The following is a 13177-nucleotide window of genomic DNA, read 5'->3' as shown; positions in this document are numbered from 1 at the left end:
ATCAGTCTCCTTTTTTCTCGGTCAGGGTGCGTTTTTCGATGCGCTTTTCCGGGTTGGGGTTGTGCACGATGCGGTGTACATAAATGCCCGGCAGGTGAATATCGTCCGGCGCAATTTCGCCCACTTCCACAACTTCTTCCACTTCCACAATGCACACCTTGCCAGCGGTGGCCGCAGCGGGGTTGAAGTTACGCGCCGTCAGGCGAAATTGCAGGTTGCCGCTTTTGTCGGCACGGTAGGCCTTGACCAGCGACACATCGGTGACGATGGAGCGCTCCATCACATAGGTTTCGCCATCAAATTCTCGTAGCTCTTTGCCCTCTGCCACCAAGGTTCCTACGCCAGTTTTGGTGAAAAATGCCGGAATGCCTGCGCCACCTGCTCTTAATTTTTCTGCCAGCGTTCCTTGGGGGGTAAATTCCAACTCGAGTTCGCCGGCCAGAAACTGGCGCTCAAACTCTTTGTTTTCCCCCACATACGAGCTGACCATCTTCTTGATCTGGCGTGTCTCCAGCAGCTTGCCCAGGCCAAAACCATCCACACCGGCGTTGTTGGACACCACGGTGAGGTTTTTCACCCCGCTGTCGCGCAGGGCATCAATCAGCGCTTCGGGAATCCCGCACAAGCCAAAACCACCAACGGCCAACAACTGGCCATCGGCAACCACCCCTTGCAGCGCAGCGGCGGCGCTTGGATAGAGTTTTTTCACATTGCCTCCTTTGTTTGAACGAATGTCGCGTACGATACTACGTAATAAGCTACGTAGTATTTCCTAGCGAACTACCCTAGCACCTGCAAAGGCACTATTTATGACCTCTTTGAATTTGGATTACCGCCTGGCCTTTGAAATGGCCCCGGTGGGCTTGGTGATATCGCGCGATCGACGCATGATCAATTGCAATCAGCGCCTGTGTGAAATGTTTTGCGCATCCCCAGAATTGCTGATTGGCCAGTCCTTTTCACTGCTCTACCCCAGCTTGGAAGAGTACGAGCGCCAAGGCCAGCGCATGGCCCCGATTCTCAATGCCAAAGGTTTCTACAGCGACAACCGCATCATGAAACGTGCCAATGGCGAGACTTTTTGGTGCCATGTCACCGGTCGCGCGCTGGATCGCTGCAACCCCCATGCCAGCGGCATCTGGAGTTTTGAGGATTTAAGCCAGCAACGCCCCGTCAAGGCCGACCTGACCAGCCGCGAACGCGAAGTGGCCGCCCGCCTGCTCGACGGCATGACCTCCAAGGAAATTGGTCGCGTGCTGGGCATCAGCCACCGCACCGTAGAAATTTACCGTGCCCGTTTGATGCGCAAGTACGGGGCCAATACCACCGCCGATTTGGTGCACAAATTGGTGGGGGCAAGTTAAATCCACAAGCCAACGACGCTGCGGCCACGCAACAAGGGTTTATCCGAATAAATTGTCAGTAACGGGTAAGAATATTTACTCTTATGCTTGACGTTTCCGTAAACGTCAATTCAACCGCCATGACCACACCTGCTTCGCTCGGCCCCGCCCGCTACCCTTTTCCGGCCCTGGAAAATTTGCCGGAAGACATCCGCACGCGTATTTTGGAAATACAGGAAAAAGCCGGTTTCATTCCCAATGTTTTCCTCGGCCTGGCCCGCCGCCCGGCGGAATGGCGGGCATTTTTTGCCTACCATGATGCCCTCATGGCCAAAGAAGAAGGCAATTTGACCAAAGGCGAGCGCGAAATGATCGTCACCGCCACCAGCAGCGTCAATCAATGCTTGTACTGCGTGGTCGCCCACGGGGCGGTCTTGCGGATTTACGAAAAAAATCCCCTGATTGCCGACCAATTGGCGGTCAATTACCGCACGGCCGACATCACCCCACGCCAAAAAGCCATGCTCGACTTTGCCATGAAGGTCAATCAACGCAGCTACGAAATCAACGATGCGGATTTCGCCACCCTGCACGCCCATGGGTTTGACGACGAAGATATTTGGGACATTGCGGCCATTACCGCCTTCTTTGGCCTGTCCAACCGCTTGGTCAGTGCCACCGGCATGCAACCCAACCCCGAGTTCTACCTGATGGGCCGCATTCCCCGCGAGAAAACGCGCTAAGCCACACCACTAGGAAAGCACCCAAAGACTTGAGCGCGACCCAAGGGCATAGAATGCGCGGCAATTTTCGGCAATACAATAGAACGATCGTTCTATTTTTCCAACTTCAAGAGACATCCCTATGACCCACGAAGAAATCCTGGCCCAGTACGGCCCCCGCGAAGCCATGGAGTACGACATCGTCATCGTCGGCGGCGGGCCCGCTGGCCTATCGACAGCCATACGCCTCAAACAACTGGCGGCAGAAAAAGGCCAGGATGTCTCGGTCGTCGTGCTGGAAAAAGGTGCTGATGCGGGAGCCCATACCCTCTCTGGCGCCATCATGGACCCGCAGGCCCTGAGCGAGCTGATCCCCGACTGGAAGGCCAAGGGCGCGCCCCTGAACCAGCCCGTCACCCAAGATGCCATGGTTTTCCTGAGTGAGAACTCCTCGCTGCGCACCCCCAACTGGCTGCTGCCCCAGTGCTTTCACAACGAGGGCAATTACATCGTGCGCCTGGGCTTTGTCACCAAGTGGCTGGCCGAGCAGGCCGAAGCGCTGGGCGTAGAAATTTTCCCCGGCTTTGCCGCTGCCGAAGTGCTGTTCAACGACAACGGCAGCATCAAAGGCGTGGCCACCGGCAACATGGGCATTGGCAAGGATGGCGAGCCCACGGCTGAATTTCAGCTGGGCATGGAGCTGCACGGCAAGTACACCATCTTTGCCGAAGGGGCCCGTGGCCACCTGGGCAAGCAGTTGATCGCCCACTTCAAGCTCGATGCTGGCAAAGACCCGCAGGCCTACGGCATCGGCATCAAGGAGCTGTGGGAGATTGACCCGGCCCGCCACAAGCCGGGCACCGTGGTACACACCGCTGGCTGGCCGCTGCAGTCCGACACCTACGGCGGCGGCTTCCTGTACCACCTGGAGGACAACCTGGTCACCCTGGGCTTTATCACCGGGCTGGATTACGCCAACCCGTACATCTCGCCCTTTGAAGAGATGCAGCGCTGGAAAACCCACCAAAACATCCGCTGGTACCTTGAAGGCGATGAGTCCAAAGGCATCAAGTCGGCCAAGCGCCTGTCCTACGGGGCCCGGGCAATTACGGCGGGCGGTATTCTGAGCCTGCCCAAGTTTGTCTTCCCCGGTGGGGCGTTGGTCGGCTGCGAGGCCGGGTTCCTCAATGTCAGCCGCATCAAGGGCAGCCACGCCGCCATCAAGACCGGCATGATGGCCGCCGAAGCCGCCTACGAAGCGATTGTGGCTGGCCGCCAGGGCGACACCCTCACCGCCTACGAAACCGCGTTTGAAAACAGCTGGCTGTACGATGAACTGTACAAGGCACGCAACTTCAAAGCCTGGTTCAAAAAAGGCCTGTCCACTGCCACACTGATGAACGGCCTGGAGCAATTTCTGCTCAAGGGCAACATCCCCTGGACGCTGCACCGCGACAAGCCCGATCACCTGTACTTGAAACCTGCAGCCGAGTGCAAACCCATTGAGTACCCCAAGCCCGATGGCAAGCTGACGTTTGACCGCCTCTCCAGCGTCTTTATCAGCAGCACCAACCACAGCGAAGACCAGCCAGCGCACCTGACCTTGAAAGATGCCAGCGTGCCGGTGAACGTCAATCTGGCCAAGTACGCTGGTCCCGAAAGCCGCTACTGCCCGGCCGGGGTGTACGAGTTTGTGGACGATGAGGCCCGCCAAGGTGCCAAGCGCCTGCAGATCAACGCGCAAAACTGCGTGCACTGCAAGACCTGCGACATCAAAGACCCGACGCAAAACATCACCTGGGTCACGCCTGAAGGCGGCGGTGGGCCAACCTACGCAGGCATGTAAACCTGCGCAAAATTCATATTTCCTGCAAAAAATAGTCTATTTAATAGGCTATTTTTCATGAAAACGCACTTTTTCTAAATAAAAAAGCACGTTCGCTTGTTTTAAAGCAGGCGACGTGCAATGCACCTTTTGCCCTCGTGCAAACCCTGGGATTTCAAGCTTTTTGGCCACATTGGCTGACTTAGACTTGCCCCACCTCAAATTTACCCCCGGTAACTTTTTATTTTTCTACTGCTTCGCTGGAGACCACTTTATGCAACTCAAAGCCCTAGCATCTGCTGTCGCCCTGTCCCTGTTGAGCCTGAGCGCAGCGCACGCTGCCGAAGAAAAATCCGTGGCTGTCACCGCCATCGTGGAGCACCCCGCCCTGGATGCCGTGCGCGACGGCGTGCAAGCCGCCCTGAAGGACGCTGGCTACGAGGCAGGCAAAAACCTCAAGTGGCAGTACCAAAGCGCCCAGGGCAACACCGGCACCGCTGCACAAATTGCCCGCAAGTTCATCGGTGACAAGCCCGATGCGATTGTTGCCATCGCCACCCCTTCGGCCCAGGCCGCTGTGGCCGCAACGAAAAACGTGCCGGTGGTGTTCTCCGCGGTAACCGATCCGGTGGCCGCGAAACTGGTACCGGGCTGGGAGGCTTCCAAAATCAACGTGACCGGCGTATCGGACTTGCTGGTACTGGAAAAACAAATTGCATTGATCAAGGAAGTGGTGCCAACCGCCAAGCGCGTAGGCATGGTGTACAACCCCGGCGAAGCGAACTCGGTCGTGGTCGTCAAACAACTGCAAAAGCTGTTGCCTGAAGCGGGCCTGACCCTGGTTGAAGCCGCTGCCCCGCGCACCGTGGACGTGGGCAGCGCCGCCCGCAGCCTAGTAGGCAAGGTGGACGTGATTTATACAAATACGGACAACAACGTGGTGTCCGCCTACGAATCGCTGGTCAAGGTGGGCCAGGAAGCGAAGATTCCCCTGATCGCCTCGGACACCGATTCGGTCAAGCGCGGCGCGATTGCCGCCCTGGGCATCAACTACCGCGATTTGGGCGAGCAAACTGGCCGCATGGTGGTGCGCATTCTGAAGGGCGAGAAGCCCGGCGATATCAAGCCCGAAACCAGTGACAAGCTGGAGTTGTTCGTCAATCCCGGCGCGGCAGAGCAGCAAGGCGTGAAATTGCCCCAGGCACTGGTGGACAAAGCCGCCCAAGTCGTGCAGTAAGCGCTGCGGTGCAGACAACAGGCAGGTGCCAGTAGCGGCCCCTGCCTTTTTTCGTTCTTTTTTCCACTCCCCTTCTCACCCTTTCGATGGTGGCTCTCCCATGTCTTTGTTTTCCCTGCTTGGTGCTATTGAGATCGGCTTGATTTTTGCCTTGGTCGCGCTGGGCGTTTACATCTCTTTTCGCTTGCTGCGCTTTCCCGACTTAACCGTCGATGGCAGCTTCCCCCTGGGGGGGGCCGTCTGCGCTGTCATGATCGTTGCCGGTTTTAACCCGTGGATCGCCACCTTGGGGGCCACCCTGGCCGGGGCTGCCGCCGGGCTGGTAACGGGCTGGCTCAACGTCAAACTCAAAATCATGGATCTGCTGGCCTCGATCCTGATGATGACGGCGCTGTACTCCATCAATCTGCGCGTCATGAACGGCCCCAACGTGCCCCTGATTGCCGAACCCACCCTGTTCACCCAACTGCAGCCCGACAGCATGGCCGATTACGTACTGCGCCCCCTGGTGCTGCTGGTGATTGTGGTGCTGGCCAAACTGTTGCTGGACTGGTTTTTCGCCACCGAGCGCGGCCTGGCCATTCGCGCCACCGGCTCCAACGCCCGCATGGCCCGTGCCCAGGGCATCAACACCGGGGCGATGGTGCTACTGGGCATGGCCATCTCCAACGCGCTGGTGGGGCTGGCCGGTGCCTTGTTCGTGCAAACCCAGGGCGGGGCCGATATTTCGATGGGCATCGGCACCATCGTGATCGGTCTGGCTGCCGTGATCGTGGGCGAGTCCATCCTGCCGTCGCGGCGCATTATTTGGGCCACGCTGGCGGTGGTGCTGGGGGCCATCGTGTACCGCTTCTTTATCGCTGCGGCGCTCAACAGCGACTTTATTGGCCTGAAGGCGCAAGACCTGAACCTGATCACCGCCGTGCTGGTCACGCTGGCGCTGGTGCTGCCTCAGCTCAAGCGCAAACTCAACGCCCGCGTCTCGTAACGCTCACAACAAAGGAAGTTTTATGCTGAGTGCACAAGACCTGCGCTTGACCTTCAACCCCGGCACCCCGATCGAGACCAAAGCCTTGCGCGGCCTGTCGCTGGAGATTCCCACGGGGCAGTTCGTCACCGTGATCGGCTCCAACGGGGCGGGCAAATCGACGTTTTTGAACTCGGTCTCAGGCGACCAAAGTGTCGATAGCGGCACCATCAAAATCGATGGCTTGGATGTGACCAAAATGCCTGTCTGGGCCCGCTCTGAGCGCGTGGCCCGCGTCTTTCAAGACCCCATGGCCGGCACCTGCGAAGACCTGACCATCGAAGAAAACATGGCCCTGGCGCAATGCCGGGGCAGCTTTCGCAAGCTGACCCGCGCCGTCAAGACCGAAATGCGCGCGCTGTTTCGCGATCGGCTGGCCATGCTGGGCCTGGGGCTGGAAAACCGGCTGACCGACCGCATCGGCCTGCTCTCGGGCGGGCAACGCCAGGCCATCAGCCTGCTGATGGCGGCCTTGCAACCCTCGCGCATTCTGCTGCTGGACGAACACACCGCCGCGCTCGACCCCCGCACAGCCGATTTTGTGCTGCAGCTGACCTGCCGCATCGTGGAAGAATCCAAGCTCACCACCATGATGGTCACCCACAGCATGCGCCAGGCGCTGGACGTGGGCAGCCGCACCATCATGCTGCACCAAGGCCAGGTGGTGCTGGACGTGAGCGGCGAAGAGCGCAGCCGCATGGATGTGCCCGACCTGCTGCAAATGTTCGAGAAAGTGCGCGGCGAAAAACTCTCGGACGATGCGTTGCTGCTCAGCTAAGCGCATTAAAAACAAGAGCTGTTAGCGCTTATTTCATCGACAATTCAGGCTTTTAAGTCATTGAACTTGAGATTTATCCAGCGCAAACAGCTCTTTTTAAAATTAAACCCCCTGGCTTTCATTGCGCACACCGTCGGCAGAAAGCGTGTTTGTGAACGATAAAATCGCCCGAATGAGCCACTCCCCCGCCCCCCAATTTGGCGCCATCATCATTGGTGACGAAATTCTCTCTGGCAAACGCCAAGACAAGCACCTGCCCAAGCTGATCGAATTGCTCGCCGCCCGGGGCTGCACCCTGTCCTGGGCAGAGTACGTGGGCGATGAGCGCACCCGTTTAACCGAGGTGCTGCGCCGCGCAGTCGCGGGCAACGACATCGTCTTTAGCTTTGGCGGCATTGGTGCCACGCCGGACGATCACACCCGGCAATGCACGGCGGCCGCGTTGGGCGTGGCACTGCAACCGCACCCCCAGGCCCAGGCCTTGATTACCCAGCGCATGCAAGAGATGGCGGCTGAAAAAGGCGAGGCATTTGCGCCCCAGCACCCGGACAACGTGCAGCGCCTGCAAATGGGCGTGTTGCCCGCCGGGGCGCAGATTATTCCCAACCCGTTTAACCGCATCCCTGGCTTTAGCTGCCGGGGTGCGCGTGGAGCCTGGCTGCATTGCGTGCCGGGTTTTCCGGTGATGGCCTGGCCCATGGTGGCGTGGGCGCTGGATGCCCACCACCGTGATTTGCACCAGCAGCAGGCCTACACCGAGCGCTCGGTCATTTTGTTCAAAGCCCAAGAAGCGGCCCTGACCCCGCTGATGCAAGCCGTTGAGATGGCCCACCCCGGCATCAAAGTGTTTAGCCTGCCCAGCGTGGACCACCCCGAATACGGCCTGCACATTGAGCTGGGCGTGAAAGGAAAAACCGCGGCCATTGCCCCGGCTTGGCAGCAATTGACTGAGGGTTTACACCGCCTTGGGGCACAATTTGGCCCCGAATTGCAGCGCCAGATTTAATGATCGGGCCCCTTGGCCCGCCACCCAGCGCTTTTTTAAACGCATTCCCCCTTATTTCCCCCTACTACTTAACCAGGCACAAGCCGGAGCAATTGATGAGCAAAACCATCGCTGATGTGATGCAAATGGTCGAAGACTACGAAGTGAAATTCGTCGATCTGCGTTTTACCGATACCCGGGGCAAAGAGCAGCACGTCACGGTGCCCGTATCGCATTTTGATGAAGACAAATTCAGCGAAGGGCACGCCTTTGATGGTTCCTCCATGCCCGGCTGGAAGGGCATCGAAGCCTCGGACATGCAGCTCATGCCCGACCCCAATACGGCCAACATCGACCCCTTCTTTGAAGAAACCACCCTCTTTTTGCAGTGCGACGTGGTCGAGCCGGGCGACGGCAAGGCCTACGACCGCGACCCGCGCAGCATCGCCAAACGCGCCGAAGCGTATTTGAAAGCCTCGGGCCTGGGTGATACGGCCTTTTTCGGGCCCGAGCCAGAATTCTTTTTGTTTGACAACGTGCGCTGGGACAACCAGCCGGGCAACACCTTCTACACCATCGAAGAGTACGAAGCCCCCTGGAACAGCGGTGCCCAGCTCGATGGCAACAACAAGGGCCACCGCCCGCGCACCAAGGGCGGCTACTTTCCCGTGCCGCCCATCGACAGCACGCAAAACATCCGCGCCGAAATGGCCCTGCTGCTCGAATCCCTGGGCATCCCCGTCGAAGTGCTGCACCGCGAGGTGGGCGGTGCCGGCCAAAACGAACTGGGCACGCGCTTTTCCACCCTGGTGCAACGCGCCGACTGGACGCAGGTGCAAAAGTACGTGATCTGGAATGTGGCCAACAACTACGGCAAAACCGCCACCTTCATGCCCAAGCCCTACGCGGGCGACAACGGCTCGGGCATGCACGTGCACCAATCGGTCTGGAAAGACGGCAAAAACCTGTTTGCTGGCGACGGCTACGCCGGCCTGTCGGACTTTGCGCTGTACTACATCGGCGGCATCATCAAACACGCCCGCGCGCTCAACGCCATCACCAACCCCGGCACCAACAGCTACAAGCGCCTGGTGCCCGGCTATGAAGCGCCGGTCAAGCTGGCCTACTCGGCGAAAAACCGCTCGGCCTCCATCCGCATCCCCTACACCAGCAACCCCAAGGGCCGGCGCGTAGAGGCCCGCTTCCCCGATCCGCTGATGAACCCCTACCTGGGTTTTTCGGCCCTGCTGATGGCCGGTCTGGATGGTGTGGAAAACAAAATCCACCCCGGCGAAGCCGCCACCAAAGACCTGTACCACCTGCCGCCCGAGGAAGACCGCCTGGTGCCCACCGTCTGCCACAGCCTGGACCAGGCCCTGGAAGCGCTGGACCAAGACCGCGCCTTTTTGACCAAGGGCGGCGTGTTCTCCAACGACATGCTCGATGCCTACATCGCCCTGAAGATGGACGAGGTCACGCGCTTTCGCCAGGCCGTACACCCCATCGAGTACGACATGTACTATTCGCTCTAAAAAAAGTAGCTGCTTGCGCTTGAATTTATTCAATTTATTGCACTAAACAACTTAAATCACTTTATTTAAAAGCGCAACCAGCTCTTTTTATCAAAGCCCAGCATCAATGCCCAGCGCCGCAGTCGGTGGCTGGGCTTTTTTGCGTGCGCCCTGCTGCCGCGAAAGGTGGTGGGATAATTCGCCGCCATGAATATCACTTACAAAACCGCCGACGACATCGAACGCATGCGCGAAGCGGGGCGTTTGGCCTCGGAAGTGCTGGACTACATCACCCCCTTTATCCAGCCCGGCATCACCACCCTTGAAATCGACCGCCTCAGCGCCGAGTGCATGGCCCGCCAGGGCACCAAATCGGCCACCGTGGGCTACCAGCCCCCGGGCTACCCGCCCTACCCAGGGCATGTGTGTACCTCGGTCAATCACGTGGTTTGCCACGGCATCCCCAACGACAAGGTGCTGAAAAAAGGCGACATCCTGAACGTGGACGTGACCGTCATCACCAAAGACGGCTGGTTTGGCGACAACAGCCGCATGTTCTTGATTGGCGAGGCCACCATTGCCGGCAAACGCCTGTGCCAACTCACCTTTGAAGCCATGTGGAAAGGCATCGAACAGGTCAAGCCCGGCGCCACCCTGGGCGACGTGGGCCACGCCATCCAGACCTTTGCCGAAGGCCACCACCTGTCCGTGGTGCGCGAATACTGCGGCCACGGCATTGGGCAAAAATTCCACGAAGACCCCCAGGTGCTGCACTACGGCAAACCGGGCACCGGCGTAAAGCTGCAAGAAGGCATGGTGTTCACCATCGAGCCCATGCTCAACCTGGGCAAGCGCGATGTGAAAGAGCAAGGCAAAGACGGCTGGACCATCGTCACCAAAGACCGCAGCCTCTCGGCCCAGTGGGAGCTGATGATGGCCGTCACCGCCACCGGCTATGACATCCTCACTTGGTCAGACGGCTCGCCCACCCCGCCGCCGTTTATCCAGGGCATTCGCACCTAAAGCCTAAGGAGCAAGCCGGTGACCGCCCCCTCCCCCCTTGCTCCCGCGCTGGCTGCGCTGCGCCAGCGCTACCAGGCCGACAAAGCGCAGTTGCTGGCTCCTTTGCAGGCCCCAGGTGGCCCTGCGGTGCGCCTGCTGCTGCAGCGCCTGACCCAATTGGTCGATCAGCAACTGGTGGCCCTGGCCGCGGCCACGGGCTTGCCAGCGCAGGTGGCCATTGTGGCGGTGGGCGGTTATGGGCGCAGCCAGCTTTTTCCGTATTCGGATATTGACGTTCTGCTGCTGGTGCCGCCGGACAATGCCGCTTTGCGTCCAGCGCTGGAGGCTTTTGTCACCGCCTGCTGGGATACGGGGCTGGAGATTGGCTCCAGCGTGCGCACCGTCGATGAATGTTTGGCCCTGGCGCAGCAGGACATTACCGCGCAAACCTCGATGTTGGAAATGCGCCACATTGGCGGCAGCACAGAGCACTTTGCGCAATTGCTGGCCCAACTGCCCAGCACTTTCCATCCCCAGGAATTTTTTCTGGCCAAACACCTGGAGCTGCGCCAGCGCCATACCAAGTTTGAAAATGCGCCCTACGCACTGGAGCCCAACTGCAAAGAATCCCCCGGCGGCTTGCGCGACTTGCACACCATTTTGTGGGTGGCCAAAGCGGCCAATCTGGGGCACGACTGGCATGAACTGGCCCAGCACGGCATCCTCACCAACCTGGAAGCGCAGCAGCTCGAACGCAACGAAACCACCCTGTTCCAAATCCGCGCCCGCCTGCATGGGGTGGCGGGCCGCCACGAAGACCGCTTGCTGTTCGACTTGCAAACGGCGGTGGCGCTCAGCCTGGGCCTGAAAAACCACACCCCGCCCGGCCAAAACTACCCGGTACGCGCCAGCGAAGTGCTTATGCGCCGCTACTACTGGGCGGCCAAAGCGGTGATGCAGCTGCAGCAAATTGTGCTGCTCAATATCCAAGAGCGCCTGCACCCCAGCCAGGCCGCCCCCCTGCCCATCAACGACTGGTTTGCCGACAAAAACGGCCTGCTCGACGTGCGCGATGCCGCCCTTTACCAGCACCAGCCGCTGGCCATCCTGCCCAGCTTTCTCACCCTGCAAACCCACCCAGGGCTGCGCGATTTTTCTGCCCGCACCCTGCGCGCGCTGTACAACGCCCGCGACCGCATGGATGCCACCTGGCGCCACGACCCGGCCAACCGCGCCACCTTTATCCGCATCCTGCAGCAACCCAGCGGCATCTTGCGGGCGCTGCGCTTGATGAATGCCACCTCGGTGCTGGGGCGCTATTTGTGGTCGTTTCGGCGCATCGTCGGCAAGATGCAGCACGACTTGTTTCACGTCTATACCGTGGACCAGCACTCGCTCATGGTGCTGCGCAATATGCGTCGCTTTTTCATGCCCGAGTTCACGCACGAATACCCCTTGTGCTCAGAGCTGGCCAGCCAGTGGGCCCAGCCGTGGCTGCTGTACTTGGCCGCCCTGTTTCACGACATCGGCAAAGGCCGGGGGGGCGACCACAGCGCCGTGGGGGCGATTGAAGTGCGCCGCTTTGCCCGCCAGCACCAAATGGCCCCCGCCGATGCAGATTTGGTCGAGTTTCTGGTGCGCGAACACCTGCGCATGAGCACCGTGGCGCAAAAGCAAGACACCAATGATCCTGCCGTCGTCCGCGCCTTTGCCGATTGCGTGCAAACGCCCCAGCGCCTGGTCGGTCTGTACCTGCTGACCGTGGCCGATATTCGCGGCACCAGCCCCAAGGTGTGGAGCGCCTGGAAGGGCAAATTGCTGTCGGACCTGTTCCATGCCACCTTGCGCATGCTCGGCGGGCAAGCCCTGCAAGGCCAGGCCCTGACCCAGGCACGCCAGCAGCAAGCCCAGGTCTTGCTGCGCCAACGGGGCTGGCCCGCAGAAAGTGCCCAGCTGCTCTGGAATACGCTGGAGCCCGGCTACTTCCTGCGCCACGAGCCCGCCGACATCGCTTGGCACGCCCGGCAATTGATGCTGCACGTGGGCAGCCCACAGCCCATCGTGCGGGCACGCCCCTCGTTGGCCGGTGAAGGCGTGCAAGTGCTGGTCTATGCGCCGGATACGCAAGATTTGTTTGCCCGCATTTGCGGGTATTTTGACCAAGCCAACCTCTCCATCCTGCACGCCCGCATCTACACCAGCCCGCACGGCCATGCACTCGACACCTTTCAAGTGCTGCCCACGCAGCTGGAAATGGAGGCCCGCACCCTCTCCTCTTTCATCGAAGCGCGCCTGCCCCCTGCGCTGGCCGCTGCCACCCCTTTGCCCGAGCCAGTGCGCCGCCAGCCCTCGCGCCGCGCCCGCAGCTTTCCGATTCCCCCCCACGTGAGCCTGGAGCCTGATGAAAAAGCCCAGCGCTGGCTGTTGCACATCAGCGCCACCGACCGCGCCGGCCTGCTCTACAGCATCGCCCGCGTCCTGGCCCGCCACGGCCTGAGCGTGCAGCTGGCCAAAGTCATGACCCTGGGGGAACGGGTGGAGGACAGCTTTTTGCTGGAAGGCCCCCAACTGCAACACACCACCCGGCAATTGGATTTAGAGAAAGAGCTGACGCACATTTTGTCAGTGGAAACGACAACCCAACCCCACGCCCGCAGCACCACGGCCGTGCGCTAACTTTATGGACGCTGGCGGAAAATAGGCGCAAAGTAAAAAGCTTTCATCTTTGCATCTAAAAATAGGCTACA

11 protein-coding genes are annotated in these 13177 nt (G+C 59.9%); 10 read left to right on the top strand and 1 reads right to left on the bottom strand.

Annotated elements, in window-relative coordinates:
- Position 1: 1 nt before the first annotated feature.
- Complete coding sequence (locus J1777_RS04810) at positions 2-709, bottom strand: 3-oxoacid CoA-transferase subunit A (RefSeq protein WP_207574706.1); 708 nt, start codon at positions 707-709, stop codon at positions 2-4.
- A 109-nt stretch (positions 710-818) separates the two neighbouring features.
- On the opposite strand from J1777_RS04810, the gene J1777_RS04805 reads away from it, so the two are divergent.
- The 10 genes from J1777_RS04805 to J1777_RS04760 all read left to right on the top strand — a co-directional run bounded on the left by J1777_RS04805 (position 819) and on the right by J1777_RS04760 (position 13106).
- On the top strand, positions 819-1364 hold the full coding sequence (locus tag J1777_RS04805) for a PAS and helix-turn-helix domain-containing protein (protein WP_207574742.1): 546 nt from the start codon (positions 819-821) through the stop codon (positions 1362-1364).
- Positions 1365-1483: 119 nt separating this feature from the next.
- Positions 1484-2086 (top strand): peroxidase-related enzyme, encoded by a 603-nt coding sequence (locus tag J1777_RS04800; protein ID WP_207574741.1) that lies wholly within the window; start codon positions 1484-1486, stop codon positions 2084-2086.
- Positions 2087-2207: 121 nt separating this feature from the next.
- Complete coding sequence (locus J1777_RS04795; RefSeq protein WP_207574705.1) at positions 2208-3911, top strand: electron transfer flavoprotein-ubiquinone oxidoreductase; 1704 nt, start codon at positions 2208-2210, stop codon at positions 3909-3911.
- Positions 3912-4164: 253 nt separating this feature from the next.
- A complete protein-coding gene (locus tag J1777_RS04790) occupies positions 4165-5127 on the top strand; it encodes an ABC transporter substrate-binding protein (protein WP_207574704.1) in 963 nt (320 codons plus the stop codon).
- A gap of 100 nt (positions 5128-5227) precedes the next feature.
- A complete protein-coding gene (locus J1777_RS04785; RefSeq protein ID WP_207574703.1) occupies positions 5228-6115 on the top strand; it encodes an ABC transporter permease in 888 nt (295 codons plus the stop codon).
- A 22-nt stretch (positions 6116-6137) separates the two neighbouring features.
- Positions 6138-6932, top strand: coding sequence for an ABC transporter ATP-binding protein (locus J1777_RS04780; protein ID WP_207574702.1), 795 nt, complete (start codon positions 6138-6140; stop codon positions 6930-6932).
- Positions 6933-7104: 172 nt separating this feature from the next.
- Entirely contained in the window at positions 7105-7938 is an 834-nt protein-coding gene (locus J1777_RS04775) for a competence/damage-inducible protein A (protein WP_207574701.1), read from the top strand.
- Between the two features lie 95 nt (positions 7939-8033).
- A complete protein-coding gene (glnA, locus tag J1777_RS04770) occupies positions 8034-9449 on the top strand; it encodes a type I glutamate--ammonia ligase (RefSeq protein ID WP_207574700.1) in 1416 nt (471 codons plus the stop codon).
- 186 nt (positions 9450-9635) lie between these two features.
- Complete coding sequence (map, locus tag J1777_RS04765) at positions 9636-10451, top strand: type I methionyl aminopeptidase (RefSeq protein WP_207574699.1); 816 nt, start codon at positions 9636-9638, stop codon at positions 10449-10451.
- Positions 10452-10469: 18 nt separating this feature from the next.
- A complete protein-coding gene (locus tag J1777_RS04760) occupies positions 10470-13106 on the top strand; it encodes a [protein-PII] uridylyltransferase (RefSeq protein ID WP_207574698.1) in 2637 nt (878 codons plus the stop codon).
- Positions 13107-13177 lie beyond the last annotated feature (71 nt).

Origin of the sequence: Comamonas denitrificans, from assembly GCF_017368815.1 — a bacterium.
Taxonomy (GTDB): domain Bacteria; phylum Pseudomonadota; class Gammaproteobacteria; order Burkholderiales; family Burkholderiaceae_C; genus Comamonas; species Comamonas denitrificans.
This window is presented reverse-complemented; position numbering and strand designations above follow the sequence as displayed.

What these genes read in the sequence shown, in the direction of transcription:
- J1777_RS04800 (WP_207574741.1), top strand. Translation starts at nt 1,484, where the DNA reads ATGACCACACCTGCTTCGCTCGGCCCCGCCCGCTACCCTTTTCCGGCC.
- J1777_RS04795 (WP_207574705.1), top strand. Translation starts at nt 2,208, where the DNA reads ATGACCCACGAAGAAATCCTGGCCCAGTACGGCCCCCGCGAAGCCATG.
- J1777_RS04790 (WP_207574704.1), top strand. Translation starts at nt 4,165, where the DNA reads ATGCAACTCAAAGCCCTAGCATCTGCTGTCGCCCTGTCCCTGTTGAGC.
- J1777_RS04785 (WP_207574703.1), top strand. Translation starts at nt 5,228, where the DNA reads ATGTCTTTGTTTTCCCTGCTTGGTGCTATTGAGATCGGCTTGATTTTT.
- J1777_RS04780 (WP_207574702.1), top strand. Translation starts at nt 6,138, where the DNA reads ATGCTGAGTGCACAAGACCTGCGCTTGACCTTCAACCCCGGCACCCCG.
- J1777_RS04775 (WP_207574701.1), top strand. Translation starts at nt 7,105, where the DNA reads ATGAGCCACTCCCCCGCCCCCCAATTTGGCGCCATCATCATTGGTGAC.
- glnA (WP_207574700.1), top strand. Translation starts at nt 8,034, where the DNA reads ATGAGCAAAACCATCGCTGATGTGATGCAAATGGTCGAAGACTACGAA.
- map (WP_207574699.1), top strand. Translation starts at nt 9,636, where the DNA reads ATGAATATCACTTACAAAACCGCCGACGACATCGAACGCATGCGCGAA.